The sequence below is a fragment of the Cryobacterium suzukii genome, from assembly GCF_004403185.1.
Classification (GTDB): Bacteria; Actinomycetota; Actinomycetes; order Actinomycetales; family Microbacteriaceae; genus Cryobacterium; species Cryobacterium suzukii.
In genome coordinates, this window is sequence record NZ_SOHJ01000009.1 from 183,486 (window position 1) to 209,792 (window position 26,307).

The 26,307-nt window shown below is 64.4% G+C and carries 23 protein-coding genes; 14 read left to right on the forward strand and 9 right to left on the reverse strand.

Annotation, left to right across the window (positions count from 1 at the left end; genetic code table 11):
• Positions 1–132: 132 nt before the first annotated feature.
• The 4 genes from E3T39_RS09595 to E3T39_RS09610 are packed head-to-tail and all read right to left on the reverse strand — an operon-like array spanning position 133 to position 4,090.
• A complete protein-coding gene (locus tag E3T39_RS09595) occupies positions 133–900 on the reverse strand; it encodes an ABC transporter ATP-binding protein (RefSeq protein WP_134514719.1) in 768 nt (255 codons plus the stop codon).
• Entirely contained in the window at positions 887–1,777 is an 891-nt protein-coding gene (locus tag E3T39_RS09600) for an ABC transporter ATP-binding protein (RefSeq protein WP_241979640.1), read from the reverse strand. The genes E3T39_RS09595 and E3T39_RS09600 overlap by 14 nt, the downstream gene beginning before the upstream one ends.
• 58 nt (positions 1,778–1,835) lie before the next feature.
• Positions 1,836–2,816, reverse strand: coding sequence for a branched-chain amino acid ABC transporter permease (locus E3T39_RS09605; protein WP_134514723.1), 981 nt, complete (start codon positions 2,814–2,816; stop codon positions 1,836–1,838).
• An 8-nt stretch (positions 2,817–2,824) separates the two neighbouring features.
• Positions 2,825–4,090 carry a branched-chain amino acid ABC transporter permease gene (locus E3T39_RS09610; protein WP_134514725.1) on the reverse strand — a complete coding sequence of 422 codons (1,266 nt, stop codon included), beginning with the start codon at positions 4,088–4,090 and terminating at the stop codon, positions 2,825–2,827.
• A 297-nt stretch (positions 4,091–4,387) separates the two neighbouring features.
• Here E3T39_RS09610 and guaB point away from each other — a divergent pair, with 297 nt between their 5' ends.
• From guaB to E3T39_RS09625, 3 genes are all read left to right on the forward strand, one after another.
• Positions 4,388–5,890 (forward strand): IMP dehydrogenase, encoded by a 1,503-nt coding sequence (guaB, locus tag E3T39_RS09615; RefSeq protein ID WP_134514727.1) that lies wholly within the window; start codon positions 4,388–4,390, stop codon positions 5,888–5,890.
• Between the two features lie 385 nt (positions 5,891–6,275).
• A complete protein-coding gene (locus tag E3T39_RS09620; protein ID WP_134514729.1) occupies positions 6,276–7,394 on the forward strand; it encodes a GuaB3 family IMP dehydrogenase-related protein in 1,119 nt (372 codons plus the stop codon).
• 96 nt (positions 7,395–7,490) lie between these two features.
• On the forward strand, positions 7,491–9,221 hold the full coding sequence (locus E3T39_RS09625) for a glycerol-3-phosphate dehydrogenase/oxidase (RefSeq protein ID WP_134514731.1): 1,731 nt from the start codon (positions 7,491–7,493) through the stop codon (positions 9,219–9,221).
• 111 nt (positions 9,222–9,332) lie between these two features.
• Here the strand turns inward: E3T39_RS09625 and E3T39_RS09630 are convergent, their stop codons facing one another.
• Complete coding sequence (locus E3T39_RS09630; RefSeq protein WP_134514733.1) at positions 9,333–10,358, reverse strand: hypothetical protein; 1,026 nt, start codon at positions 10,356–10,358, stop codon at positions 9,333–9,335.
• 273 nt (positions 10,359–10,631) lie between these two features.
• Between E3T39_RS09630 and E3T39_RS09635 the strand changes: the two genes are divergently transcribed.
• The 5 genes from E3T39_RS09635 to guaA are packed head-to-tail and all read left to right on the forward strand — an operon-like array spanning position 10,632 to position 15,501.
• Positions 10,632–11,159, forward strand: coding sequence for a cation:proton antiporter regulatory subunit (locus tag E3T39_RS09635; protein WP_092107335.1), 528 nt, complete (start codon positions 10,632–10,634; stop codon positions 11,157–11,159).
• Positions 11,160–11,162: 3 nt separating this feature from the next.
• Positions 11,163–12,638, forward strand: coding sequence for a cation:proton antiporter (locus tag E3T39_RS09640; RefSeq protein WP_134514735.1), 1,476 nt, complete (start codon positions 11,163–11,165; stop codon positions 12,636–12,638).
• Positions 12,639–12,643: 5 nt separating this feature from the next.
• Positions 12,644–13,423 (forward strand): SURF1 family protein, encoded by a 780-nt coding sequence (locus E3T39_RS09645; protein WP_241979641.1) that lies wholly within the window; start codon positions 12,644–12,646, stop codon positions 13,421–13,423.
• A gap of 9 nt (positions 13,424–13,432) precedes the next feature.
• Positions 13,433–13,867 carry a DUF3817 domain-containing protein gene (locus E3T39_RS09650; protein ID WP_134514739.1) on the forward strand — a complete coding sequence of 145 codons (435 nt, stop codon included), beginning with the start codon at positions 13,433–13,435 and terminating at the stop codon, positions 13,865–13,867.
• Positions 13,864–15,501 (forward strand): glutamine-hydrolyzing GMP synthase, encoded by a 1,638-nt coding sequence (gene guaA / locus E3T39_RS09655; RefSeq protein WP_134514741.1) that lies wholly within the window; start codon positions 13,864–13,866, stop codon positions 15,499–15,501. Before E3T39_RS09650 ends, guaA begins: the two co-directional genes overlap by 4 nt.
• 157 nt (positions 15,502–15,658) lie before the next feature.
• On the opposite strand, the gene E3T39_RS09660 is transcribed toward guaA, so the two are convergent.
• A complete protein-coding gene (locus tag E3T39_RS09660) occupies positions 15,659–16,255 on the reverse strand; it encodes a TetR/AcrR family transcriptional regulator (RefSeq protein ID WP_134514743.1) in 597 nt (198 codons plus the stop codon).
• A gap of 33 nt (positions 16,256–16,288) precedes the next feature.
• Between E3T39_RS09660 and E3T39_RS09665 the strand changes: the two genes are divergently transcribed.
• The 3 genes from E3T39_RS09665 (at position 16,289) to E3T39_RS09675 (ending at position 18,868) form a co-directional block, all read left to right on the forward strand.
• Positions 16,289–17,200 (forward strand): DMT family transporter, encoded by a 912-nt coding sequence (locus tag E3T39_RS09665; RefSeq protein ID WP_241979631.1) that lies wholly within the window; start codon positions 16,289–16,291, stop codon positions 17,198–17,200.
• Positions 17,201–17,331: 131 nt separating this feature from the next.
• The gene (locus tag E3T39_RS09670; protein ID WP_134514745.1) at positions 17,332–17,880 is read left to right on the forward strand and encodes a GNAT family N-acetyltransferase; all 549 of its coding nucleotides are present in this window, start codon (positions 17,332–17,334) and stop codon (positions 17,878–17,880) included.
• Between the two features lie 31 nt (positions 17,881–17,911).
• Positions 17,912–18,868, forward strand: a complete 957-nt coding sequence (locus tag E3T39_RS09675; protein WP_134514747.1) for a phosphotransferase — start codon at positions 17,912–17,914, stop codon at positions 18,866–18,868.
• Between the two features lie 67 nt (positions 18,869–18,935).
• Here E3T39_RS09675 and E3T39_RS09680 read toward each other — a convergent pair whose 3' ends face one another.
• From E3T39_RS09680 to E3T39_RS09685, 3 genes are all read right to left on the reverse strand, one after another.
• Complete coding sequence (locus tag E3T39_RS09680; RefSeq protein ID WP_134514749.1) at positions 18,936–20,150, reverse strand: MFS transporter; 1,215 nt, start codon at positions 20,148–20,150, stop codon at positions 18,936–18,938.
• Positions 20,151–20,292: 142 nt separating this feature from the next.
• Complete coding sequence (locus E3T39_RS16165) at positions 20,293–20,442, reverse strand: hypothetical protein (protein WP_166784098.1); 150 nt, start codon at positions 20,440–20,442, stop codon at positions 20,293–20,295.
• 90 nt (positions 20,443–20,532) lie between these two features.
• Positions 20,533–21,351, reverse strand: coding sequence for a Bax inhibitor-1/YccA family protein (locus E3T39_RS09685; protein ID WP_134514751.1), 819 nt, complete (start codon positions 21,349–21,351; stop codon positions 20,533–20,535).
• A 220-nt stretch (positions 21,352–21,571) separates the two neighbouring features.
• Here E3T39_RS09685 and E3T39_RS09690 point away from each other — a divergent pair, with 220 nt between their 5' ends.
• The 3 genes from E3T39_RS09690 to E3T39_RS09700 are packed head-to-tail and all read left to right on the forward strand — an operon-like array spanning position 21,572 to position 26,258.
• On the forward strand, positions 21,572–22,579 hold the full coding sequence (locus E3T39_RS09690) for a glycerophosphodiester phosphodiesterase family protein (RefSeq protein ID WP_134514753.1): 1,008 nt from the start codon (positions 21,572–21,574) through the stop codon (positions 22,577–22,579).
• Between the two features lie 51 nt (positions 22,580–22,630).
• A complete protein-coding gene (locus tag E3T39_RS09695; protein ID WP_134514755.1) occupies positions 22,631–25,171 on the forward strand; it encodes an ATP-dependent helicase in 2,541 nt (846 codons plus the stop codon).
• Between the two features lies 1 nt (position 25,172).
• Entirely contained in the window at positions 25,173–26,258 is a 1,086-nt protein-coding gene (locus E3T39_RS09700) for an FUSC family protein (protein WP_241979632.1), read from the forward strand.
• Positions 26,259–26,307 lie beyond the last annotated feature (49 nt).

Below are 26,307 nucleotides of genomic sequence, written 5' to 3' on the forward strand. Positions count from 1 at the left end.
CGGCTAAGGCCGGCCGAGCGGATGCACCGGCTATGCCCCCGGCATCCGGCTCGCCAGAGCCTGGGAGAGCACACAGAAGCGGCGCCCGAGAATATCTCGGACGCCGCTTCTGGTTGGTGCAGGGCTGGGGCGCTAATCCTGTCCGAGGGTGCCCAGATACAGGCCGATCACCTTGGGGTCGTTCAGCAGCTCGCGGCCGGTTCCGGTGTAGGCGTCGCGGCCCTGGTCGAGCACGTAGCCGCGGTCGCAGATTTGCAGGCAGCGACGCGCGTTCTGCTCGACCATGATCGTGGTAACACCGGCCTTGTTGATCTCCTTCACGCGCAGAAAGGCTTCGTCCTGGCGTACGGGGGAGAGGCCGGCGCTCGGCTCGTCGAGCAGCAGCACGTGCGGGCCCATCATGAGCGCGCGGCTCATCGCGACCATCTGGCGTTCACCGCCGGAGAGCGATCCGGCGCGTTGCGACATGCGCTTGCCCAGCTCTGGAAAGATTTCGGTGACGAATGCAAGGCGTTCGACGAGCCCCTTGGGCTTGAGAAAGATGCCCATCTCGAGATTCTCGCGAATGGTCAGCGTGGGGAACACGTTGTTGTTCTGCGGGACGAAACCGACGCCCTGTGCGACGAGCTTGTTGGCTTTGAGATTGGTGATGTTCTTGCCGCGCAGCAGGATCTCACCGTCGCGCACCCTGACCTGGCCGAAGATCGACTTGAGCAACGTCGACTTGCCGGCACCGTTCGGGCCGATGATGCCGATCAGTTCACCGTCGTAGGCGGTGAGCGAGCAGGCGTTGAGGATGTTCACGCCGGTGACGTAGCCGGCGGTGACATTGTTGACCTCGACTACTTTTTCCCGAGTCTCGGTCGGGGCCGGGGCGGCCAGCGGTTCAGCGTTCGTCATCGAGCAACTCCTTAATGGCTGACACGTTTTCGGTCTCGGCGCCGAGGTCTTCCCCGATGTCTTCGTCGTGGTGCTGGCCGAGGTATGCGTCGATCACGGCCGGGTTCTTCATGACCTCGTGCGGGTCGCCTTCGGCGACCACCTTGCCCTCAGCCATCACGATCACCCAGTCGGCGATGTGCCGAACCATGTGCATGTCGTGCTCGACGAACAGAACGGTCATGCCCTGCGACTTGAGGTTGAGAATGTGGTCGAGCAGCGACTGGGTGAGGGCCGGGTTGACACCGGCCATCGGCTCGTCGAGCATCACCAGGGTTGGGTCGCTCATGAGTGCCCGCGCCATTTCGAGGAGTTTGCGCTGGCCGCCGGAAAGGCTCGCCGCGTAGTCGTCCTTCTTCGTATCGAGCTTGAACCGGGTGAGCAGATCGAGCGCCTTGGCGCGGTTCTCTTCCTCTTGATTGCGCCAGAGGAACGGCATCAGCGCGCGGAACATGTTCTCGCCGGTCTGGCCCTTGGCACCGAGCAGCATATTGTCCATGACCGTGAGCAGACCGAGCGCCTTGGTCAACTGGAAGGTGCGGATCTGGCCCATGCGAGCCACCCGGTACGCCGGAACACCGGCGAGGGAGCGGCCGTCGAAGGTCCACTTGCCGTCGTCGGGCTTGTCGAAACCGGTTAGCAGATTGAACAGGGTCGTCTTGCCGGCGCCATTGGGCCCGATCAGCGCGGTGATCGCGCCGCGCGGAACCTCGACATGGGCGACATCGACGGCGGTCAGGCCGCCGAACGTGCGCCGCACATTGTCGACGACGAGAATCGGGTCGACCTTGGCGCAGCCCGGTTCGGCTTCGCCGATGTGCAGGCCGGTCGTTTTGATCGGTTTTTGGGTGGGTACCGGCGGCTCGAGCGGAGCCGGTGAACCCTGAGGACCAGCGTTAGCGGACAAAAGCCAACTCCTTCTTATTGCCGAAAATGCCTTGCGGTCTAAAGATGACGATCAACATAATCGCCACTCCTACCAGGATGAAGCGCAGCTGGCCACCCTGGATGGCCGTCATGAACGGCAACCAGCCCGCCTCCACGGCTCGGGCGACAAAACCGGAGAAGAACGACAAGAGCACCCAGAAGATCATCGAACCGATGATCGGGCCGAGCACCGTCGCTGCCCCGCCAAGCAGCAGGATCGCGTAGATGAAGAAGGTCAGAGTGGTTTGGTAGTTCGAGGGAACGACCGCTCTCGGGAGGGCGAAGATCATGCCGGCGATGGTGCCGAGCACGCCGCCGAAAATGAGCGACTGCATTTTGTAGGCGTAGACGTTCTTGCCGAGCGCTCGCACGGCGTCTTCGTCTTCCCGGATGCCCTTGATGACGCGGCCCCATGGGCTGCGCATGACCTGCCAAACCAGCAAGGCGGCGAGAATCACAATCGACCACGCCACAATGCGCAGCCAAGTGTCGTAGGCGTTGTTCTCAAACGGGCCGAAACCGTAGCTACCCTCGGCAAGCGGGTTGAGGGCTGCGAATTCGTTCTTGTAGCCGCTGAGTCCGTTGGCCGAACCGGTAACCGAGGCGAAGGTGTTCGTCGTGAACAACAGTCGCACGATTTCGGCGGCCGCGATCGTGACGATGGCCAGGTAGTCCGCCCGCAGTCGCAGGGTGGGAATACCCAGAATCAACGCGAAGACAACGGATGCCCCCACGCCGACCAGGAAGGCGCCCCAGACAGGAAACCCGAAGGTCAGAATCGAGATCGCGTAGCCGTAGGCTCCGAGAGCCATGAACCCGGCCTGGCCGAAGTTCAACAGGCCGGTGTAACCGAAGTGCACGGCGAGCCCGAGGGCGGCGAGTGCGTAGGCGGCAGTGGTCGGGCTGATCAGCTCGACGGCAGCGTTGCTAAAGATTGCTCCCCAGTCCATGTGAACCCCTAACCAATTCTCTCTTTGCGACCCAGGATGCCTTGCGGCCGGAACAGCAGTACCAGGATCAAAACGACAAGTGCGCCGACATACTTCATGTCGGACGGAATCCACAGGGTCGACAACTCGACGAACAGGCCGACCACGATCGATCCGATGAGGGCACCGAATGCGGTGCCGAGGCCACCCAGCGTGACAGCGGCAAAGACCAGGAGCAGCATCTGGAATCCCATGTCCCAGCTGACGCCCGGGCGGAAGTATGCCCAGAGCACCCCGCTGAGTCCAGCGAGGGCGGCTCCGACCACCCAGACGATGCGGATCACTCCGTCGACGTCAATGCCACTCGCCGAGGCGAGGCTGGGATTGTCTGATACAGCGCGGGTGGCCTTTCCGATGCGGGTGCGCAGCAGGAAGTAGGCGACGCCGAGCAGCACCACGACGCTGATGCCCATGCTGGCCATGTCGATCGGTGACAACGAGATCGGACCGAACTTGATGTCGGTCATTCCCGCTCCGGGCAGCTGGCTTGTGCTGCCGCCGAAGAAATACTGGTACAGGTAGCGCAGGGCGAGAGACAGGCCGATGCTCACGATCATGAGGGGGATCACTGCGACGCCCTTGCGCCGCAACGGTTTCCAGAGCACCGCATCGAGGCCGTACCCCAGCATGCCGCTGAGCGCGATGGCGATCAGAATGGCGAGCCAGATCGGTAGCCCGAGGTTGACCGAGAAGACCAGGGTCATCAGGGCGCCGAAGGTGATCATCTCGGCGTGCGCGAAGTTGCTCAGACCCGTGGTGCCGAAAATCAGTGAGACCCCGATCGCCGCGAGGGCGAGCAGCAGCCCAAAGTTCAAACCGTTCACGAAGCGGTTGACGAACTGGTCGAAGAAGCTGACCGTGTTGCGGGTGCCTTCACCGAGGAAGAAGTTGACCGACTTGCGATCGGTCAGGCCGAATTCCGTATCGATGACGTTACCTCCCTTGGCGACGACGACGCCCTTCGGCAGGGTTTCCTCGTCGAGGGTTACTTCGTAGGTGCCCTTCTCGGGAACACCGATCGCCCACTTGCCCTCGGCATCCGTCACGGTGTCGGCCGTGTAGCCATTGCCGTCGACGGCAATGGCCACGCCGTCGAGGGCTTCGCCATTGAACTTCACGTTGCCCGAGAGAGTGAAGTCGTACTCAGTGCCGACCTCATCGGCGTGCGCGCTACTCACCGAGAAGGTGGCCATAGTGAAGGCTGCGAGAAGTGTCACGAACAGGATGGCGAGCATCCTGGGTATGTATCTCTGAGCCGTATGTGTGGGCTGCACGGGACCTCCATGTTGGTGCCGACCGATGGGTAACCGGGCGGGCGCCGGGTAACTACTGCCAACGTCGTTGTTGAGAGTATTTGCCGATTATGTCCTAAAAGTTTCGAAACTTTGCACCACACGGCAAAAGTGAGCGGAATGTGATGAACCCAAACACGCTTAACATTGAAGGAACGGTTATTTCAGATCACGTCCCATGGGGTGATCACGCGTTTTGCCGCATAATTTTTTTGTTTTTAGCAACAGGTAAGGGGTTTCATGGATCAGCCAGATCCGTTCGGATTCACCGGGCTCACCTACGACGACGTGCTGCTCCTGCCGGGGCACACAGACGTCATTCCCAGCGAAGCGGTCACCAAATCCCGCTTGACCCGGCGAATCGACGTGTCGCTGCCGCTGCTCTCCAGCGCCATGGACACGGTCACCGAAACGCGCATGGCCATCGCCATGGCCCGCGAGGGCGGCCTGGGAATCCTGCACCGCAACCTCTCAATCGGTGATCAGGCCGAACAGGTCGATCTGGTCAAGCGCAGCGAATCCGGAATGATCACCAACCCGGTCACGACATCGCCGGACGCGACCGTTGCCGAGGTCGACGCCCTGTGCGGCCAGTTCCGCGTGAGCGGGCTGCCCGTCGTCGACGGCGAGGGAATTCTGGTGGGCATCATCACCAACCGTGACATGCGCTTCGTGCCGCACGCCAGAAAGGCGCTCACCCGGGTGAGCGAGGTCATGACGAGGTCCCCGCTGATCACCGGCAAGGTCGGAATGGCTCCCGAAGACGCCTTGGCGATCTTCGCGAAGCACAAGATTGAAAAGCTCCCCCTGATCGACGCCAATGGCAAGCTCACCGGCCTGATCACCGTGAAGGACTTCGATAAGAGCGAGGAGTATCCCCTCGCCACCAAGGACGATGCCGGACGTCTCCGCGTCGGCGCGGCCATCGGCTTCTTCGGCGACGCCTGGCAGCGCGCGACCGCCCTGCTCGAATCCGGGGTGGACGTGCTCGTGGTCGACACCGCCAACGGTGACAGTGCCGGCGTGCTGGACATCATCCGTCGTCTGAAATCGGACAAGGCGTTCGCCGACGTCGACGTGATCGGCGGAAACGTGGCCACCCGCTCAGGCGCCCAGGCGCTCATCGACGCGGGCGCCGACGCCATCAAGGTGGGAGTGGGCCCCGGCTCAATCTGCACCACCCGCATCGTGGCCGGGGTGGGCGTACCCCAGATCACCGCCGTCTATCAGGCCTCGCTCGCCGCGCGGGAAACCGGAATTCCGGTCATCGCCGACGGCGGGCTCCAGTATTCCGGTGACATCGCCAAGGCCCTCGTTGCCGGCGCCGACACCGTCATGCTCGGTTCCCTGCTCGCCGGCTGCACCGAAAGCCCCGGCGAGCTCGTGTTCGTCAACGGTAAGCAGTTCAAGACCTATCGCGGCATGGGATCGCTCGGCGCGCTGCAGACCCGCGGCACAAAGACGTCCTATTCCAAAGACCGTTACTTTCAGAGCGACGTTCCCAGCGACGAAAAACTCATTCCCGAGGGCATCGAGGGCCAGGTCCCGTTCCGTGGCCCCCTCGCCGCAGTGGCATATCAGCTCATCGGTGGCCTGCGCCAGTCCATGTTCTATGTGGGAGCCCGCACTATCGCTGAGCTCAAGCAGAAGGGCAAGTTCGTGCGCATCACGCCCGCCGGACTCAAGGAATCGCACCCGCACGACGTGCAGATCGTGGTCGAGGCCCCGAACTACCGGCGGTAGTAGGTGGGCGGGTCGCTCGCGTTCTTGGGGCGGCCTGCGTTTTGAGGTGACCCGCTCGCGTTTTTGAGGCGGCCCGCTCGGTTTCCTGGGCGGCCCGCGTTGTCGGCGGGTCATCCGCTCCCCGCTCAGACATTGAGGTGTTCTGGGGCATTGCGCGAAAAGCATGCGCAACGCCCCAGAACACCTCAAAACTCGCAACTCCGCGGAAAACCCGCCGCCCCCGCTTCTTTACCGCGGCGGAGTTTTGAGTTGCCCGCTAGTCCGTCCCCTTTTCATCGGTCGAGCTTGTCGAGACCGCCATCGATCGGCTCTGGCGGCCTGCGGGGGAGTGGGTGGCAGCATCCGCCCGAAAAGGGATGTCGGTGGCTCCGTCTAAACTAGGACCATGGAAATCGAGATCGGCCGTTCCAAGCGCGCACGCCGCGTATACGCCTTCGACGACATCGCGGTGGTGCCGAGTCGGCGCACCCGCGACCCGGAGGACGTGTCGGTCGGCTGGACCATCGACGCGTACCAGTTCGCCATTCCGGTACTCGCCGCGCCAATGGACTCCGTCGTTTCGCCCACCACGGCCATCATGATGGGCCAGCTGGGTGGCGTCGGCGTGCTCGACCTTGAGGGACTGTGGACCAGGCACGAGAACCCCGAGCCGCTGCTCGCCGAGATTCGCAGCCTGCCCGCCGATAAGGCCACAGCGCGCATGCAGGAGATGTACTCCGCCCCGATCCAGCCGGCCCTGGTCACCGCCCGGCTCGCCGAGATTCGCGCTGGAGGCGTCACCGTGGCCGGAGCGCTCTCGCCCCAGCGCACTCAAGAACTTTACGAAACCGTCGTCGCCGCCGGCGTCGACCTATTCGTCATTCGCGGCACTACCGTGTCGGCCGAGCATGTCTCGCAGAACCAGGAACCGCTCAACCTCAAGAAGTTCATTTACGAACTCGACGTTCCCGTTATCGTCGGCGGCGCGGCCACCTACACGGCGGCGCTCCACCTCATGCGCACGGGCGCCGCGGGCGTTCTGGTCGGTTTCGGCGGGGGAGCGGCGTCGACCACCCGCGCGACCCTCGGCATCCACGCGCCAATGGCCACTGCCGTAGCGGATGTCGCCGGCGCACGCCGCGACTACATGGACGAATCCGGTGGGCGCTACGTGCACGTCATCGCCGACGGCGGCCTCGGCACCTCTGGCGACATCGTCAAGGCCGTCGCCTGCGGCGCCGACGCAGTCATGCTCGGAACCGCGCTGGCGCGGGCAACGGATGCCCCCGGTGGCGGGTACCACTGGGGCGCCGAGGCCCACCACCCGCAGCTGCCGCGCGGCAATCGCGTCGAGGTGGGCACCGTCGCGCCGCTCGAGGAGATCCTCTATGGCCCGGCCCCGGTCGCCGACGGCACCGCCAACCTCATCGGAGCGCTCCGCCGCTCCATGGCAACCACCGGCTACTCCGACCTCAAGGAATTTCAACGGGTTGAAGTGGTTGTCGCGCCGTACCGAGTGAACTAGCGTCAACATCAGACGCTTTGTGAGAACTACCGCCACACTGGTGTCGCACCACCCCTGACTTCCCGTCTTGAATACTGAGTCTGAACAGGAGTAGCAATGGCCTCCCGCAATTCGGTCACCCGGTCCACAAAATTGGGTCCTGAGGAGCGGGTCGCCGCTCTCGCCAAGCTCAAAGAGAAGGAACTCGACATCCTCGTCGTCGGCGGCGGCATCGTCGGTGCCGGCGCCGCACTCGACGCCGTCACACGCGGCTTGAGCGTGGGCATTCTGGAAGCGCGAGACTGGGCATCGGGCACGTCGAGCCGGTCGTCGAAGCTCGTGCACGGCGGCATCCGCTATCTGGAACAGCTGGACTTTCGGCTGGTGCGCGAGGCCCTCACCGAGCGGGGCTTGCTGTTGCAGCGCATCGCGCCGCACTTGGTGAAGCCGGTACGGTTTCTCTACCCGCTCAAGAAACGTTTCACCGAGCGGTTCTATATCGGCGCCGGCATGCTGCTCTACGATATTTTCTCCTATACGGGCGGCCGCCCGCCCGGCGTGCCGCACCACCGCCACCTGTCAAAAAGCCAGGTGCAGAAGCTCATCCCGAGTCTGGCCAACGACGCCCTGGTCGGCGGCATCACCTACTACGACGCCCAGGTCGACGATGCCCGCTATGTGTCCTCGCTCGTGCGCACCGCGTCGTTCTACGGCGCCCACGCGGCCAGCCGGGTGCGCGTCGAGGGATTCATCAAGGTGGGGGAGCGCGTCGTCGGCGTGCGCGCCCACGACCTCCAGACCGACGAACACTTCGACGTGCGGGCCAAGCAGGTCGTGAACGCGACCGGCGTCTGGACCGACGACACCCAGCGCATGGTCGGCGAACGCGGCACTTTCAAGGTGCGGGCATCGAAGGGCGTGCACCTCGTGGTGCCGCGCGACCGGTTTCAGAGCGCCATGGGACTGCTCTTGCGCACCGAGAAGAGCGTCTTGTTCGTCATTCCCTGGGGCCGGCACTGGCTCATCGGCACGACCGATACCGACTGGTACCTCGACAAGGCGCATCCCGCCGCGACGGCGGCCGACATCGACTACATCCTCGAACACATCAACGGGGTGCTGACGGTACCCCTCACCAGGGAAGACGTCGAGGGGGTCTACGCAGGTCTCCGTCCGCTGCTGGCCGGCGAGAGCGACCAGACGTCGAAGCTATCCCGGGAGCACCTCGTCGGGCATTCGGTGCCCGGCCTCGTCGTGATCGCCGGCGGCAAGTGGACCACCTACCGCATCATGGCCAAGGACGCAGTGGATGCCGCGGTCTCGGCCCTTGACGGCCGCATTCCCGCTTCGGCTACCCAGGACATCCCCTTGCTCGGTGCTGAGGGCTATCAGGCCGCGTGGAATAAGCGCGGCAAGATAGCCAGGGCGTTCGGCGTGCACACGGTGCGGGTGGAGCACTTGCTCAACCGCTACGGAACCCTCACCGACGAACTGCTCGACCTCATTCGCGCCAACCCGGCGCTCGCCGAACCGCTGCCCGGCGCCGACGACTACATCGGTGCCGAGGTCGTCTACGCGGCCTCGCACGAGGGCGCGCTGCACCTCGAAGACGTGCTCGCGCGCCGCACCCGCATCTCGATCGAGGCATGGGACCGCGGGGTTTCGGCCGCGCCGGTCGCCGCAGGGCTGATGGCCGGCGTGCTCGGCTGGGACCAGGAGCGCATCGACCGTGAGGTCGGCTTCTACCTCACCCGGGTGGCCGCCGAGCGTGCTTCGCAGCAGGAGCCCAACGACGAATCCGCCGACCGGGTGCGCCTCGAAGCCCCCGACATCGTCGTCACCAACTAGCTGCGGCCGCTTCACTGCGCCAGCAACCGGTGGCCGCGCCCCTTATCGGTAACCGCTCCAGCTATAACTGGAGCGGTTACCTGTAATGGGCGCGGTGGCAGGTTGCAAACGCTAGCGAGTACGGGGAACGCCGATGTTTGTGAGGAAAGCACCAAACGCCACGAGGTCACGCGCAATCGGCCAGTCCCACCGGGAAACGGATGGCCCGCACGCGCGAATTCGATCTTCGCGACGCTTCTCGTCCATGACGACCTCAGCCGTGGTCCGACCGCGCGTGTAGTGCCCCTTCAAATACTTTCCCAGCCCGTCGAATTCGCCAACCTTGTTGATGCCCCGCCAGAAGAAGTCGACGAAGGCAATGAACCCTTCGGCATCGTCAAAACGCACTTGCAATTCGGGAGCCGCGAAGCCGAGTAAAAACATGTGCGCTCGGCTGATCGATTCGCCGCCGGAATCCGACCGTGTCGAAGCGAAGTCCCCGGCGCGGAGAGCTGCGTCCTTGCCAGCGCGTCGGCCAGCACGGGCGAGAATGTCGAGGGCTGCCCGCAACTCCCCTCGTGTCGCCAGAGCCGATTCCGGGGTTCCACCTACCACCATCATGCGCGGCAGGTGGATGGCCTTGTCCATCATCGCGACGGCCTCCGGGAATGGCAGAATGCGGGCCATCGCCACTGCTGTGTCGGCGGGTGGTGTGACGAGCAATCCGCCGCGCGTCATGGCGTCGGTGGGCGAGAAGCGCGGGGCAGATGCACTGTGACGAACAACGCCCGGTTTGGATCGACCGCCGGATGCGCTCGGGGAGATGATGTGGACATCCAGCGGCCAGCTGGATGGGCGGGGGAATCCCCAGATTGCCGCCGCAGAGTGGTGTGAGAATACGGGTGGGTTGACGCTCACGGCCGCGAAGGCGCGGATGCGAAACAGATACCGGTCGTCAGTGCTGAGACATTCCCAGTGCGGGGTCGGTAAGTAGACACCGCGCCGGAGTCGCGTCACTCGACGGTGGGTGAATTCGGTTCGGAGCGCCTCGTGCAGTCCGACCGCCGCAGCGTCGGCGGCCAGGATGAGCCCATCCGGACGAGCGAGAGCGGCCAGCAAGTGTTTAGATGCAGGTTCAGACCGCGCAGTGTTTGACATTCCCCGAGAATGACAGCAAATGCGAGGCGGGGGCAGAGCGTGGGAGAATCTGTGCAAAACTACGCCCCGTAGCTGCTCGCTGCGCCACGTACGGGTGACGGCACCACCTACGACTGGCGCGGTCACCGGTACCTGGTGCACTCACCGAGAACGGGGGCGCGCATCCGCTTGACGTGCGCAAGACACCAGCGGATGCTGTGGGGGCGGCGCGCAGCGGCAAAAGCGGCTCCGGTAGAATGGGCGCACTGCCCTTAGACCTCAGGAGTCATGACAATGGTTGATGTTCGGCGGGTCAAACTTCCCGGCGTGGGTGTGCTGCACACCTTCATCACGGATGACGGTGGCAAGGTTGGCGTCATTGCCCATCGTTCCGGTCACAGCGATCTCATTACCTTCGCCGACGACGAGGGAGGGCCGGACGCGAGCAAGGTCTCGCTGCGGCTCAATGAGGACGAGGCACACACCCTCGCCGAGTTGCTCGGTGGCACCCAGATCACCGAGTCGCTCAGCGCCCTCGACCAGATTCCGGGCCTCAGCATCGACTGGTTCACCGTCGACTACGAAGACCACATCGCCGGCCAGGCCCTCGGCAATCCGGCCGACCGCGGCATCGCCGGACTCACCGTCGTCGCCGTCGTGCGCGGCGAATCGGCCAACCCGGCCCCCGCTGCTGACTTCAAGGTATTTCCCGGTGACACTCTGGTCGTCGCGGGCTCGCCTGAAAAAGTCGTCAAGGCCTTCGCGTTCTTCCGCACCGGTGAAGTGAAGGCGAAGACCGTCGACGCTCCACCCGGGGGGTAAGCGATGCACCTGGGCGAAGATCTCCTCGTTCTTGGCATCCTGCTCGTCGTCGCCTACGTTCTTGGCCGCCTGGGCAAGCTGATCGGGCTCCCCACCATCCCGATCTACATGATCGTTGGCGTTCTCGCGAGCCCGAACACCGACTTCTTCCCCCTGGACTTTCAGGCCGCCGACATCGAACTCATCGCGGTGTTCGGCCTGATCCTGTTGTTGTTCAGCCTCGGCCTCGAGTTCGATCAGGAGGAATTCTTCGGCAACGCCAAAACCCTGATCATCTCCGGTGGATCCTGGATTCTCATCAACATGGGAGCCGGCTTCATCTTCGGCCTGCTCGTAGGCTGGGGACCGCGCGAAGCCCTCGTCATCGCCGGCATGACCGGCACTTCCTCGAGCGCAATCATCACCAAACTGCTCATCGAACTTCGCCGCCTCGCAAACAAAGAGACACCGATGATCCTCGGCGTGACCGTGGTCGGCGACATCTTCATTGCCATCTACCTGTCGATTGTCTCCGTCGTACTCAGCGGCAAGACCGAGATCTGGCCGATCGTGCTCCAGCTTTCCATCGCATTCCTCTTTCTCGTGGCCATGTTCTCGCTGGCCAGATGGGGCGGCCGAGTTGTATCCCGCCTCATGCGCACCAAAGACGACGAACTGTTCACTATTTTGTTCTTCGGCCTCGTGGTCCTGTTTGCCGGCATCGGCGAGATCATCGGCGTGACGGATGCGATTGGCGCATTCCTGATCGGCGTCGTACTCGGCGCGAGCAGCTATCGCGCCAGAATCGAACGCGTCGCGGTACCGTTGCGGGATATTTTCGCGGCATTCTTCTTTCTCAACTTCGGCCTCGCCCTCGATGTGGCCCAGTTTGGATCGGTGATCTTCGTCGTGCTGGTCGCCATCGTGATGACGTTCATCTTGAGCCTGCTGTCGGGAGCGCTGCTGGCCTGGCTGCACAAAATGGGGCCACGCGAGGCCCTCAACACCGCCGCGATCTTCGTCAACCGCGGCGAGTTCACGCTGATTTTGGCAACGCTCTCCGTCTCCGCCGGGCTTGACCCGCGGTTGCAACCGTTCGCGGGCCTCTACGTTTTGGTCATGGCAATTCTTGGTCCGCTGTTCGCGGCGAATTCCGAGAAGATCGGGTCGGCCCTGCGCCGCCGGGTGCCAGCAGTCGGCGGTCCTCGCGCGCCACGAAACCCGATGCTCGACGAAGAGATCGCCCTCGTCGAGGCGGCGACGGCCGCGCAGGCTGCGGATGCCGACGAGTACACCCGCCGGGGGTCCAAGCGCGACTCGGCCAATTCCCAACCGTCGGCCGATACTGTGAACGGAGTACGACGCTCGCATTCGGGCGATTCAGACTTAGATTCGATGGCTGATTTCGCGCTCGGTCAGCACTCCCCAGAACCCGATGAGACGGCCGACACACCGGCACGCAAACCCGGGCGAGAAACCCACACAGGTGACTATTCGTGATCAGAATGATGGTGCGTCCCCGCTGGGTGGCCGCACTGCTGCTTGCCCTCGGTATTGCCGCGGCCTTTGCCGTGCTCGGGCACTGGCAACTGGAGCGCGCCATCGAGTCCGGCGTCGTTGTGGAGCGAGACACCGAGCAGGTGAAGCCGCTCGCCGAAGTGGCGCAGCCTGACGGTGGGGTGACACAGATCGCGACCGGCCAGATGGTAGCCGCCGCCGGCACCTGGGTGGCCGGTGACGAGACGCTGATCACGACCCGTTTCAACGGCGGTGTTCAAGGGTTCTGGGTCGTCAGTCATTTTCGAACGGATGCCGCCGCCAGCATCGCCGTCGCGCGCGGGTGGGCTCCAGACCGAGCCACGGCTGAGGCCGTCATCGATGCTCTCCAGTCCGAACCTGAAAACACCCCGGTCACGCTGACCGGGCGTTTTCTCACGGGCGAGGCACCTGAGCTGCCCGACCCCGAGGGTGACTCAATGGAGCTGACCAAGGTCGCGCCATCCGCTCTGATCAATCTGTGGGCCGATTTCACGGACGAGTCTGTCTATTCGGCCTACGTAGTCAGCGCTGACGCGCCGGTCGGCCTCGACCTGATTGACTCTCCGATACCCGAAGTCGACCAGTCGCTGAACTGGCTGAACATCTTCTACGCGATCGAGTGGGTCGTCTTCGCTGGGTTTGCCGTGTTCTTCTGGTACCGGATGGTGCGCGATGCCGTGGAACGCGAGCAGGAAGAAGCAGCGCTCGAGAGCGCCGCTGCCGGGGCTCCCAGCACGGACACGTAGAATTACCCCATGCCACTTGATCCCAAGCCCGCCGATATCTCCCGAATCCCCGGTGCGCTTCGGCTCTACCAGGTGTCATCCATCATCACCGGTGTTTTTTTGCTGTTGCTCTGCGCCGAGGTCTACGCCAAATTCGTGCTCGGCTACGAACTCGAGATGAACGGCTCCGAAGGCTTTCTCGCCCTCGTGCCCCGAGACACGGTCGCCGCGATCAACCTCAGCACGATCATTTTGATCGTGCACGGCTGGTTCTACGTGCTGTACCTGTTCGCCGATTTTCGTTTGTGGAGCCTGATGCGCTGGCCGTTCCCGCGCTTCGTGCTGATCGCGCTCGGCGGCGTCATCCCCACGCTCTCGTTCTTCCTGGAAGGCCCCATGACTCGTCGCGTCAAACGTTCCCTTGAGCAGCTCGAAGCGAAAAAGGTTGCCGAGGTGCGTTCATGAGTGACAGCCTCAACACCGCGTCAGCGGATGCCTTAGGCGCCAATTCAGGTGCCGCCGCCGACTCCGGGCTCGATCGCCCCGTTCTCGTGGTCGACTTTGGTGCGCAGTACGCGCAGTTGATTGCGCGGCGCGTACGTGAGGCATCCGTCTATTCGGAGATCGTGCCGCACACCATCACCGCCACCGAGGTGCTCGCCAAAAATCCCCGTGGAATCGTACTGAGCGGTGGACCATCGAGCGTCTACGCCGAGGGTGCGCCCGCCTTCGACGCGGAGATCTTCGAACTCGGCGTGCCCGTGCTCGGCATTTGCTACGGCTTCCAGGTGATGGCGACCGCCCTCGGCGGTACCGTCGCGCACACCGGAGCCCGCGAATACGGCTCGACCCCGGTCGTCGTGAGCAATACCGACAACGTTCTGCTGGCCGACCAGCCCGACAGCCAGACGGTCTGGATGAGTCACGGCGACTCGGTCGCCACCGCGCCCGAAGGCTTCACCGTGCTCGCCTCGTCGACGTCGACCCCGGTCGCCGCGTTCGCCAATGACGCGAAGCGGCTCTACGGCGTGCAATGGCACCCCGAGGTCAAGCACTCCGAAAACGGCCAGCACGTGCTCGAGAACTTTTTGCACCGCGCCGCCGGCATCGACCCCGACTGGAACAGCGGCAACGTCATCGCCGAACAGGTTGCAAAGATTCGCGCCCAGGTCGGCACCGGCAAGGTCATCTGCGGCCTCTCCGGCGGAGTCGACTCCGCCGTCGCTGCGGCCCTCGTGCACAAGGCCATCGGTGACCAGCTGGTCTGCGTCTTCGTCGACCACGGCCTGTTGCGCGAAGACGAGCGCCGCCAGGTCGAGGAGGACTACGTCAAGGCCACCGGCATCCGCCTGGTCACTGTCGATGTGCGCGAGCAGTTCCTCAAGGCGCTCGAGGGCGTCAGCGACCCGGAGACCAAGCGCAAGATTATCGGTCGCGAGTTCATCCGCACCTTCGAGCAGGCCCAGGCAGAGCTCATACTCGAAGCCAAGGAAACCGACGGCGACCCCATCGCTTTCCTGGTGCAGGGCACGCTCTACCCCGACGTCGTTGAGTCGGGCGGCGGCAGCGGCACCGCGAACATCAAGAGTCACCACAACGTGGGCGGCCTGCCAGACGACCTCAAATTCGAACTGGTCGAACCGCTGCGCACCCTGTTCAAAGACGAGGTGCGCGCGATCGGCGCCGAGCTAGGCCTACCGGCCGAAATTGTGCAGCGCCAGCCGTTCCCCGGCCCCGGCCTCGGCATTCGCATCGTGGGCTCGATCAACCAGGAACGCCTCGATCTGCTGCGCAAAGCGGATGCGATCGTGCGCTTCGAGCTGACCGCCGCAGGCCTCGACCGCGAGATCTGGCAGTGCCCGGTCGTGCTGCTCGCCGATGTGCGGTCGGTGGGCGTGCAGGGCGACGGACGTACCTACGGGCACCCCATCGTGCTGCGCCCCGTGTCGTCGGAAGACGCCATGACCGCGGACTGGACTCGCCTTCCGTACGATCTGCTGGCCAAGATTTCGAACCGCATCACGAACGAGGTCGACGGCGTCAACCGTGTCGTGCTCGACGTCACGTCGAAGCCGCCGGGAACCATTGAGTGGGAGTGATCCCCAGCACCGTTGAAGCAAGAGGGGCCGGCTCGCAGAGCCGGCCCCTCTTTCGTAGGCGTGCCCGCGGCATCCGTTCGTGAGCGCGCCCGCTACGGGTGAGCGCGCCAGTAATAGTTGGAGCGGCCACCCGTAGCGGGCGCGGTCGTGCGCTGGCTCATCGCACGGGCCGCACGAGCAGCCCGCGGGCCACGCCGCGAGCGACTTCAAACGGATGCGAGAAGGTCTCCATGCCGACGGTGACGATCGCGCCTTCGTAGAGCAGCATCATCCGCTGCGCCATGGTGGCGGGGTCGGCGTTGCCGGCCTCCCCGCAGAGTTCGGTGAATAGGTCGAGCAGCCACACCTTCTGCCGGGTGATCTCGGGGAACACCGGATGCCCATCGTGCCCGTCGCCGATCTCTGCGCGGGCATTGATGGCGCTGCAGCCCTTCGGACCGTTCTCGCCCGACCAGGAGGTGGCCGCGTCGAAGACCGCCAAAACTCTTTCAATTCCAGGTTCAGGCACCCGGGCGAGGTGGCCGGTGAGGTGCTCGCGCCACCGCGCGTCACGGTGCTGCAGGTACGAAACGACAAGCGCTTCCTTCGACCCAAATCGGTCATACAAGGTCTTCTTGGTCACGCCGGCCGCCAGGGCGATCGTGTCAACGCCGACGGCGTGGATGCCCCGTTCGTAGAACAGGGCGGATGCGGCGTCGAGCACACGGCGGGCGGCGGGAGTCAGCGGGGCGAGGAGCGGAACAGGTGCAGGCATGATTTGATTATACCGACCTGTATAGTGGATCGAATGAGTAAACAGATCGGTATACCGGGTTCGATCGTGACGGTGCTGGCGGCGATCGCCTTCATCGCGTCGTGGAGTTCGGGTTTCGTCATCGCTGCGGTGGCGACCGTAGACGTACCGGCGACGACCCTCCTGGTCTGGCGATTCGCCCCTCTGGCCGTGGTGTTACTCGCCATCACCTGGGTGTCCGGCGCAGCACGCGGGGTTACCCGCGCCGAGCTGGGGCAGCAGGCCGTTATCGGGCTCTTCGCTCAATTCGGTTACATCGTGTTCGTCTACGCTGCGATCGGGGCAGGAGTGGCGACGGGCACGACCGCCCTGATCGATGCCGTGCAGCCGCTGGTGGTCGCGACCCTGGTCGGTCCCCTGCTCGGGTTGCGGGTGCGCGCTGCCCAGTGGGGCGGCCTGGCAGTCGGTGCGCTGGGCGTGGTCCTGGTCGTGCGGTCACAGATCGGCGGCGCGGCCGCGCATCCGCTTGCCTATGCCCTGCCCGCACTCGCGATGGTCTGCCTCATCGTCGGAACCTTCGTCGAGCGACGGTCCCAGATAAAGATGCCGGTGCTCGTGACACTGACGGTGCATGTCGTTGTTACTTCTCTTGCGCTCGTCGTGATCGCGGCGGCACTCGGCACGCTCGTTCCCCCCGCCACGCTGACGTTCTGGATCGCGACGGTGCTCTCGGCGGTGGTGCCGACCCTGGCGGCCTACGGCCTGTACTGGTGGTTGCTGCGCCGGGTGGGCATCACAGCCCTCAATGCCCTTCTGTTTCTGGTCGCGCCCGCGACGGCCCTGACCGGTGCCATGCTGCTCGGCGAGCCGCTGACACTTCTGACCCTGGCCGGGTTCGTGCTCTGCGGCAGCGGTGTCGCCGTCGTTCTGGTCATTGAGGCGCGAGCGACTCGAGCGGATGCCTGATGCCCGCCGCGATCCGGTTGCCGTGGCAGGGGGCTGCGCAGTACAGTCAAAACATGTTCCGATCCTGATTGTTCCGCGCTCTCGTGCATTCCGCACGATTGAGTACCGAGCTTGCAACGATCAAGGACACGATGCTTCAAATACGCAACTACCGCGCTGCCGACGAACGCAGCTGGCTTATCTGCCGGTTGCTGAGTTTTTTCGACACCGATTACTATGACGATGTCAAAATTTGCAAGACAACATTTGCGAGTGATCGCGTGGAATTGGTTGCCTGCAGTGGAGACGACGTAGTCGGACTTATTGATGTCGAGATCGACGGCGACACCGCGACGATCGACTCAATAGCCGTGCACCCGCACGCCCAGCGCCAGGGGATCGCCTCGGAGCTGTTGCACGAGGCCCTTCGGCGCCTGCCGGCGAACGTGACGTCGTTGGATGCGTGGACGCGAGCGACCGAGAGCGCGAACGACTGGTACGCATCAGCCGGATTCAGTGAGAACTATCGCTACCTGCACGTCTACAAGGATTCGGTGAGCGGGGACGACGGATTCGAGTCTCCTGCTGGACTGTCAACACCCGTGCACGCCTTCATGCACGCGCGCATCGAACTCGAGGATGAGCTGCGTGAGCGCTACTCTCGCGTGTATGTCTGCCGCCAGTACCTCATGCGACTTTGAGGGAGAACGGCCCGCCCGCTAGGCTCGCGAGATGACGGACCATCACCAGCCGCGACTGACCTGGCCGGAATTACCCGCCTCGATTCACTCGGCCGTCGAGAACCTCCTGGGCGGATGCGTCGTCGAAGCACACAGTCAGGCCAACGGATTCTCGCCCGGGAGCGCCGACCGGGTGCGCGCGAACAACGGCCGCAGTGCCTTCGTGAAGGCCGTGAGTCGCGAGCGAAACTCCGACACCGTCGACCTCCACCGGCGCGAGCTGGCCGTGCTGCGGATGTTGCCCGAATCCCTGTCCGTACCCCGGCTCTTGGGCTCCTTCGACGACGGCGAGTGGGTCGCGCTGGTCATCGAGAGCATCGATGGCGTGCACCCGAGCGAGGCTCCGACCCTGCCAGAGATCCTCGCTGTTTTGTCGGCGCTCGAGTCACTGCCGACGATTCGCGGATGCGCGGGCTGGGCCGGTGTGCCGGATGCGACGGCGGAGTTGGTTTCTGCATTTGCTGGTTGGCGCAGCATCCGCTCTGAGGGGCGTGCGGTGTCCCTGCCTGCCTGCGCCTACCAGCACCTCGACGAACTCGAACAGCTTGCCGCCAGCGCCGTGCGGGCAGTCGACGGAAACTATCTGCTGCACCTTGATTTGCGGAGTGACAATATCCTGCTCGATGACACGGGCCGGGCGTGGCTGGTGGACTGGCCGTGGGCCGGCGTCGGCGTGCGGTGGCTCGACGCCCTCACGTTCCTGCTCGACGCGCGCCTGCGCGGAAGTGATGCTGACGTTGAGGAGATCATCGCCACGCATCCGCTCTTCGCTGAAGCGGATGACCACGCCATCAACGCCGTGCTCTCGGGGCTGACCGCCTACTTTCTGGATGCAGCGCAGAAGCCCGCCCCGTCGAATATGCCGACGCTGCGCGCCTTTCAGCTTTCCGAAGGCCTGGCCGGTCTCTCCTGGCTGGGAGAACGACTCGGCTGGATGGCAGACGGCTAGAAATTTGCACGCGGTGCCCGCGACTGCGCCCGAAACGGGTAGGCGCTAACGGTAACCGGTGTAGCGGCTACCCGTTTCGGGCGCGGCCATGGGCAGGATCGTGGGGCAGGACGATGACGGCCAGCACCGCGCAACCCACGAAGACTCCGCCACCGACGGCGATCGGCAGCGGCAGACTCACTACGGCCAATAGGCCACCGAGTGCTGAACCGAGCGCCAGCCCGAGAAGGCTGAGCACGCGGGACGCAGCGTTGACTCGGCCGCGGAGGGCGTCGGGGACGAGTCGCTGGCGGAGGGAGGTGGCGCAGATTCCCCACACCACGGCGTGCAGGATGTAGACCGCCAGAAGCACCGCGGCAACAGCTGCGTTCGTGGTGAGCGACAGCGCGACCAGCGCTGCCGCCCCCGTGACGAGGCTCGCAATGATCGTGCGGCGGTAGCCGATCCAGCCGGTAAACCGTGCTGTCGTGAACGAACCGACCAGCCCACCGAGCGCTGAACCGGCGAGGATCACTCCATAGCCGACGGCATCGAGATTAAGCCGATCCGCGGCGAACAGCACGAGAATCGAAAAGGGAAGCATGTAACCGACGCTCGCGAGGGCGCCGATCAGCGCAAGCCCGCCAACGGTGCGGTTGCCGGCGAGCCATCGGGCTCCGTCCAGCGCCTCGCGGAAAACGGGCTGGCGAAGCGTGAGCTCAGGACTCGGCCCACCGAGCCCGCGCACCGGCAGCGCCAGTGCGAGAAGCCCGGCTGCAACCCAGAGTCCACCCACGAGATACATGGGAGCCGCGGCCGCGACGGCAAACAACAGTCCGCCGAGCGGCGGTCCCGCGAACTCATCAGCAACAAGCTGTGCTGCCGAGATACGGCCATTCGCGCGATCCAGCTGCTTCGCCGGCACGACCCCGGGCAGCAGAGAAACGGACGCGTTATCCGCCGCGCTCTCCAGCGTTCCGACCACCGCAAACACTGCGTAGAGCACCGGCAACGTTCCAAGCTCCAACTGGATGGAGACCGCGAGGGCGATCACGACGAGACCCCGGATGAGGTTGGCGGCGATCAGCAGCGTGCGTCGATCGATCCGGTCGACCCACACGCCGATGGGCAGCGCCACCAACAAACGCACCAGTGCGTAGGTTGTCGCCAGTCCTGCAACGAGTCGCGGATCGTCGGTGAGCGATGCCGCCACAAGTGGCATCGAGATGAACGCGACTCCGTCAGCGAGATTCGAGGCGGCACTCGCAGTCCACAGCGCTCGAAAGGGGCGACCGAGCGACATGACCCCGAGTCTAGGGCAGGCTCCGGCGCCCTGCGCTCCCGGCGAACCCGGCCATTACGGCGCCACCGGTGCGAAATACGGGGTTACCGGTCGCCCCGAACACCGCTACAGCCTTGGTTGACAAGCGGAGGGGCTAGAGGGGTCAGTCCTTGGGGGCCTTGAGGTAGCGGCGAATGGCGAGCACGACGACCCAGGCCAGGCCGAGGAGCACGATGGCGCTTCCCAGGTACCCGAAGATGGCATTCGAGCCGCTGATTTCGAGGGGGAGCGCATGCAGGTCAGTGAAACTCATTGCTTAAGCCAACCACAGTGTGGCGTTCGCGGGGTACGAAAAAGCGCCCACGTTCCAAGAACGAGGGCGCCTGATCGAAAGCGGATGCTGCTACTCGCGAGTGAGCACGAAGATGCGCAGCATTTCGACGTAGAGCCAGACGACGGTCATGATGATGCCGAACGCGCCCGTCCAGCCGTACTTGCGCGGCAGGCGGTTGTTGACGCCCTTCTGGATGAAGTCGAAGTCCAGCACGAGCGAGTACGCGGCCAGGAGCACCGCGAGAAGGCCGATGAGGATGCCGAGCTTGATGTCCAAGCCAAGAATCTCGATGCTCGCACTGCGCATGCCGAAGGCCTGGTCGGTGCCGCCGAAGATCATCATGCCGACATTGATGAGCGAGAACGCGGCATAGCCGACCATGGCGATCAAAAAGATCTTGGTGGCCTTCTTCGAAGCGCGGATCTTGCCGCTCTTGAACAGTGCCAGGGTGACGGCGACGACGACGAGGGTGGCGAGAACCGCCTGCATGACGACGCCTCCGTACTGTTCGTCAAAGACGCGCGAGATGCCACCGACGAACAAGCCCTGCGCCGCTGCGAAAGCGAGGATGAGCGGAGCCGACGGCTCTTTCTTGAACGAGTTGACCAGGCCGAGCACGAAGCCGACGATGGCGCCGAGGATGAACAGGAACGGCAGCACCGGGGTGGCGACCCAAGAGATCATCGCCGCCACGAGCAGCAGCGCGAAGCCGAGGCCGGTCTTGGTGATGGTGTCTTCATAGGTCATGCGCTCGGTGTCTTGCGAACCGGCGGAGGGCCGGTTGTACATCGACTGCAGATCGTTGTCAGAGAGGGCCTGCGACGACGCCACTGCGCCGCGAGGGCCGAACGCCTCATTGCGGGAGAAAGCGGGGTTGGAGGATGCCATGGGTTGCTGTACTCGCAATCAGCTGGGGAGTAAGGGGTGCGCGCGGGCGAACCAACACGCAGCGCCTGGTGCGGCACTTCGTTAAAGGTACCCGAGAGCGCATTCGAATGTGCTGTGGATCAGCCGATTTGCAGCATTCCGGGCGGCAGATGAAGACGTTTCGCTATCAGCGGATTCTGCCCCTCAGCATCCGTTCTGTCGGCGCGGTTAGCCTGAAACCATGCAACCGATCGTCATTGGCCACCGCGGGGCGAGCGGCCACCGGCCAGAGCACACGCGTGCCGCCTTCAATCTTGCCTTCGCGCTCGGCGCCGACGCCGTCGAACCCGACCTCGTGGCAACTCGCGACGGTGTACTCGTGATCCGCCACGAAAACGAGATCTCCGGCACAACGGATGTCGCCACGCGCGCCGAATTCGGCCCTCGCCGCACCGAAAAGCACGTCGACGGCAAGCTGGTCACCGGCTGGTTCACGGAGGACTTCACCTGGGCAGAATTGAGCACCCTGCGTACCAGGGAACGGTTGCCGTCGCTGCGGCAGAGCAACACGACCTTCGACGGTCAACAGCCGATTCTGCGACTGCGGGACTTGTTCGATGTTGTCGACGCCGCGGCCGAGCAGACCGATCGGGTGCTCGGCATCGTCGCCGAGATCAAGCACGGCGACTATTTTGCCGCACTCGACCTGCCGCTGCCCGAGTTGTTCGCCGCCGAAGTATCGGCGGCCGGCTGGAACACCGACCGACTCACAGTGGAGAGCTTCGAACCGAGCGTGCTCGCCGCGGTGCAGGCCCAGGGCGTGCGCGGCAAACGCATCTTTCTGCTCGAAGACCAGGGCCACCCGGCCGACCAGCTGGCAAAGTACGGCGCCGGCGCGCTGAGCTACGCCGACCACCTCACGGCCGACGGGATCGCAAGCCTCGCGGCCGGGTCTGAACGCATCGACGGCATCAGCGTGCCCAAATCGCTGATTCTTCAAACGGATGACGCGGGTGAGGTGATCGGGGCATCCGCTTTGGTCGATGACGCGCACGCAGCCGGGCTCGAAATTTACTGCTGGACCCTGCGCCCGGAGAACAAGTTTCTCGCGAAAACGTTTCGTAACGGCACTCGCAAGGCGCACTTCGGGCACTGGCAGTCGGAGTTTCGCGTCATTCTCGACTCCGGCATCGATGGTGTGTTCGCTGACCATCCCGATCTGGCCGTACACGTGCGGCACGCCCTCTAGGCCTGCCGACCCGTCCTCCTGTCAGGGGCCTCGCCTACACTGGGAACTGACATGACCACACCTCTAAACGCGGAATCCGCGCCCGCAACCTCCAGTCGTTCGGCCACGCCGATAATTCTCGATTCGAACGGGTACGCGAGCAATGGGAATCGCGAGCAGAGCCCGCTGCTCGACGGACTCAACCCGCAGCAGAAAGAGGCCGTCGAATATCGCGGCCAGGCGCTGCTTATCATCGCCGGCGCCGGCTCGGGCAAGACCAGCGTGCTCACTCGTCGGGTGGCGAGCCTGCTTGAGACCCGCGATGCCTGGCCGAGCCAGATTCTCGCCATTACCTTCACCAACAAGGCCGCCGCCGAAATGCGCGAGCGGGTGCACGCCATCCTTGGCCAGGGCTCCGACGGAATGTGGATCAGCACCTTTCACTCGTCCTGCGTGCGCATTCTGCGCCGCGAAGCCGAGAAGATCGGCCTTTCGAGCACGTTCAGCATCTACGACTCGGCCGACAGCAAGGTCACGCTCAAGCGCATCATCAAGGGGCTCGACGCTGATACCTACGGGTTCACGCCTGGCTCGGCGGGCGCCAAGATCTCCAAGCTCAAAAATGAGCTCGCCGATGCCGATTCCTACGCCCGTAACGCGAACATGAGTGACCCGCAGGAGGTTATGTTCGTCGAGATTTTTCGGCAGTACTCCGCTCGGCTGCGCGCCGCGAGTGCGCTCGACTTCGACGACCTCATCGGCGAAACGGTTTACCTGTTCCGTGCGTTCCCCAAGGTGGCCGCCCTGTATCGGCGGAGGTTTCGGCACCTCTTGGTCGACGAATACCAGGACACCAATCACGCCCAGTATGCCCTCGTGCACGAGCTCACCCGGCCGGTCACGGCCGAGCTCGCCCAGGAGATGGAAGACGACGGCGTGCACGTGCGTAACCTTCGTGACGCCACCGGCGCCATCCCGGGGGCGTCGCTCACCGTGGTCGGCGACTCCGACCAGTCGATCTACGCCTTCCGCGGCGCAGACACCCGCAACATCAGCGGGTTCGAGCGGGACTACCCGGGCGCGAAGGTGATTCTGCTCGAGCAGAACTACCGATCGACCCAGAACATTCTCTCGGCCGCGAACGCGGTGATCGGCCACAACTTCGACCGCACCGACAAGAAGCTGTGGAGCGCGGGCGGCGACGGCGAGAAAATCGTTGGTTTCACCGCGTATTCCGGGCACGACGAAGCCCAGTTCGTTTCCGACGAGATCCAGGTGCTGCACGCCGCCGGCATGGCCTACCGCGATATGGCGGTGTTTTATCGCACCAACGCGCAGACTCGAGCGCTCGAAGAAATTCTGGTGCGCTCTGCCACGCCGTACCGGGTGGTCGGCGGCACCAAGTTCTACGAGCGAGCCGAAATCAAGGATGCCCTGGCCTACCTCATCGCCGTCGCCAACCCGGTCGACGAACTGGCTCTGCGCCGAATTCTGAACACCCCCAAGCGCGGCATCGGCCCGGCCACCGAAACCGGGCTGTCGAGCTTCGCCGACGACAACGAACTCACCTTTCGGCAGGCCATGCGCAACTCCGCCGCACTTGGTCTCGGCCCGAAGGTGACCGGCGCCATCCTGAAGCTCGCCGAACTGCTCGATGCTGCGGCGCTCATGCTCGTGCCCACCTCGGTCACCGATGATGGTGTGCCGGTCGGCGGTTCCAACGTCAGCGAAGTGCTCGAGTTTCTGCTGAGCGGCAGCGGGCTGCTCGCCGTGCTGCGAAACAGCCGTGACCCGCAAGACGAGGTGCGGGCCGAGAACATCGAAGAGCTCATCGCCCAGACCAAGGACTTCAACAAAGAAAACCCCGATGGCGGGCTCGTTGACTTTCTCACCCAGGTCTCCCTCGTGGCCGCGGCCGACGACCTCGACGACGCTTCCGGCACGGTCTCGCTGATGACGCTGCACACCGCGAAGGGCCTCGAATACGAGGCCGTGTTCCTTACCGGCGTGGAAGAGGGGCTGCTGCCGCACCAGATGTCGGCCAACGAGCCTGGCGGCCCCGCTGAAGAACGCCGCCTGTTCTACGTCGGCATCACCCGTGCCCGCAAACGGCTCTACCTCTCCCTCGCTATGACGAGGGCCCAGTTCGGCGACATTAACGTGGCCATGCCGAGTCGATACCTGCAGGAGATTCCGGCCGATCTCATCGACTGGAAACAGTCGCCTGGCATGGCCAACTCCCGTGGCGGCACCCAGCCGCGGGCGCTCAACGCGCGCCGCGACGGTGGCTTCGGTGGCTTCGGCAACTCGCTGAATGGGTCGGGCAGTTCAGATGGATTCGGCGGGCGCAGCAGTTACAACAACGGTGCGAAGCAGACCGGCCTGCCGCCGGGCAAGCCGAAGACCGAGTGGGCCAACAAGATCACCGGAACGGTGCGCGACAACGGCAGCCTCGAGCTGACGGCGGGCGACCGCATCCGTCATCACGACTTCGGCGAAGGCCGGGTCAACCAGGTAACCGGCGAGGGAACAAAGCGCATCGCGCACGTGCAGTTCGACACTGCGGGCGCCAAAAAGCTGTTGATCAAGATAGCCCCAATCGAAAAGATCTAGGGTGCACGCCGTTGATCCCGGCCCGGACAGGGAGCCGGGCAAGCCCGAATCCCTGAAACAATGGGTGCTCTCCCTGCGTGCCTTCCAGTTCGAGGTCGCCAGCCGGGCCGCGGTCGCCGCCGCGTTACCGCTCACCGTGCTCGTGCTCACCGGCCAGCTCGACTGGGCCGCCTATGCGGCCTTCGGCGCGATGACGGCACTGTTCGGCCGCAACGAGCCCTACCGGGTGCGGCTGCGCACCGTCACGGTTGCCGGCGCGCTGATGCTCGCGATCATCACCTTCGCCCTCATCCTCGCCCTGGTCGAGGCACCACTGATCGTGCTCACCGCGGGGCTGGTCGTGGTGATCGTGGCCGGAATTGTCGTCGCCGCTATGGCGGGGCTTTTTCCGGCCACGCCGATCTTCTTCGTCTTCGGTTACGCCGTGATCGCCCAGCTGCCAACGCCCGGCGATGAGTTCTGGCCGCGGCTGACCGTGGCAGTAGCCTCGGCAGCGTTCGCCTGGCTGCTCACCATGTCGGGCTGGTTGCTGCGCCGAGTCGCCGGACGCCGCGGGCCCGACCTCTACAAGAATCTGGTACACGGCGCCCTCACCCGTCCGGCTGCCATCCGCGACCGACGCGTGTGGGTCTCGGTTGCCCAGAACGTGGTCGGCGCGCTCGCCGCCGGTTCCCTCGCCCTCGCGGCCGGCATCGGGCATCCGTATTGGGCGGTCGTCAGCGTTGTTGCGGTGTTGCCCCCACCGGGAGCGAAGCACTCCGTGTCGCGAGCGTTCCACCGTATGATCGGCACAACTCTGGGCGTCGGTCTGACCGCGCTCGTTCTGCTGCCCGGCCCGCCGGTCGCGGTGCTCATTCTGGTCATTGCGCTCGGCCAGTTCGGCGCCGAAATTCTGATTGGTCGCCACTACGGAGCCGCCCTGCTGTTCGTAACCCCGCTCGCACTCACCGTGGTGCACCTCACGAGCCCGGTTCCGGTGCCGGCACTGCTGGTCGATCGGGTGCTCGAGACGGTACTCGGCAGCGTCATCGCCCTCGCCATCGTGCTGCTCGTTCGTGCGCGGGGGCCGCTGAAAAATAGGCATTGACGACACACAGACTGTTCACAGGCCATCGATAGCCCTTCGATGGGCAGCG

Coding starts and splice junctions, on each gene's coding strand:
- E3T39_RS16165 (WP_166784098.1), bottom strand. CDS start 20,442: ATGAGTTTCACTGACCTGCATGCGCTCCCCCTCGAAATCAGCGGCTCG.
- E3T39_RS09595 (WP_134514719.1), bottom strand. CDS start 900: ATGACGAACGCTGAACCGCTGGCCGCCCCGGCCCCGACCGAGACTCGG.
- E3T39_RS09660 (WP_134514743.1), bottom strand. CDS start 16,255: ATGCCTGCACCTGTTCCGCTCCTCGCCCCGCTGACTCCCGCCGCCCGC.
- E3T39_RS09605 (WP_134514723.1), bottom strand. CDS start 2,816: ATGGACTGGGGAGCAATCTTTAGCAACGCTGCCGTCGAGCTGATCAGC.
- E3T39_RS09675 (WP_134514747.1), top strand. CDS start 17,912: ATGACGGACCATCACCAGCCGCGACTGACCTGGCCGGAATTACCCGCC.
- E3T39_RS09695 (WP_134514755.1), top strand. CDS start 22,631: ATGACCACACCTCTAAACGCGGAATCCGCGCCCGCAACCTCCAGTCGT.
- E3T39_RS09690 (WP_134514753.1), top strand. CDS start 21,572: ATGCAACCGATCGTCATTGGCCACCGCGGGGCGAGCGGCCACCGGCCA.
- E3T39_RS09685 (WP_134514751.1), bottom strand. CDS start 21,351: ATGGCATCCTCCAACCCCGCTTTCTCCCGCAATGAGGCGTTCGGCCCT.
- E3T39_RS09625 (WP_134514731.1), top strand. CDS start 7,491: ATGGCCTCCCGCAATTCGGTCACCCGGTCCACAAAATTGGGTCCTGAG.
- E3T39_RS09630 (WP_134514733.1), bottom strand. CDS start 10,358: ATGTCAAACACTGCGCGGTCTGAACCTGCATCTAAACACTTGCTGGCC.
- E3T39_RS09650 (WP_134514739.1), top strand. CDS start 13,433: ATGCCACTTGATCCCAAGCCCGCCGATATCTCCCGAATCCCCGGTGCG.
- E3T39_RS09640 (WP_134514735.1), top strand. CDS start 11,163: ATGCACCTGGGCGAAGATCTCCTCGTTCTTGGCATCCTGCTCGTCGTC.
- guaA (WP_134514741.1), top strand. CDS start 13,864: ATGAGTGACAGCCTCAACACCGCGTCAGCGGATGCCTTAGGCGCCAAT.
- E3T39_RS09665 (WP_241979631.1), top strand. CDS start 16,289: ATGAGTAAACAGATCGGTATACCGGGTTCGATCGTGACGGTGCTGGCG.
- E3T39_RS09635 (WP_092107335.1), top strand. CDS start 10,632: ATGGTTGATGTTCGGCGGGTCAAACTTCCCGGCGTGGGTGTGCTGCAC.
- E3T39_RS09610 (WP_134514725.1), bottom strand. CDS start 4,090: ATGCTCGCCATCCTGTTCGTGACACTTCTCGCAGCCTTCACTATGGCC.
- E3T39_RS09670 (WP_134514745.1), top strand. CDS start 17,332: ATGCTTCAAATACGCAACTACCGCGCTGCCGACGAACGCAGCTGGCTT.
- E3T39_RS09645 (WP_241979641.1), top strand. CDS start 12,644: ATGATGGTGCGTCCCCGCTGGGTGGCCGCACTGCTGCTTGCCCTCGGT.
- E3T39_RS09620 (WP_134514729.1), top strand. CDS start 6,276: ATGGAAATCGAGATCGGCCGTTCCAAGCGCGCACGCCGCGTATACGCC.
- guaB (WP_134514727.1), top strand. CDS start 4,388: ATGGATCAGCCAGATCCGTTCGGATTCACCGGGCTCACCTACGACGAC.
- E3T39_RS09680 (WP_134514749.1), bottom strand. CDS start 20,150: ATGTCGCTCGGTCGCCCCTTTCGAGCGCTGTGGACTGCGAGTGCCGCC.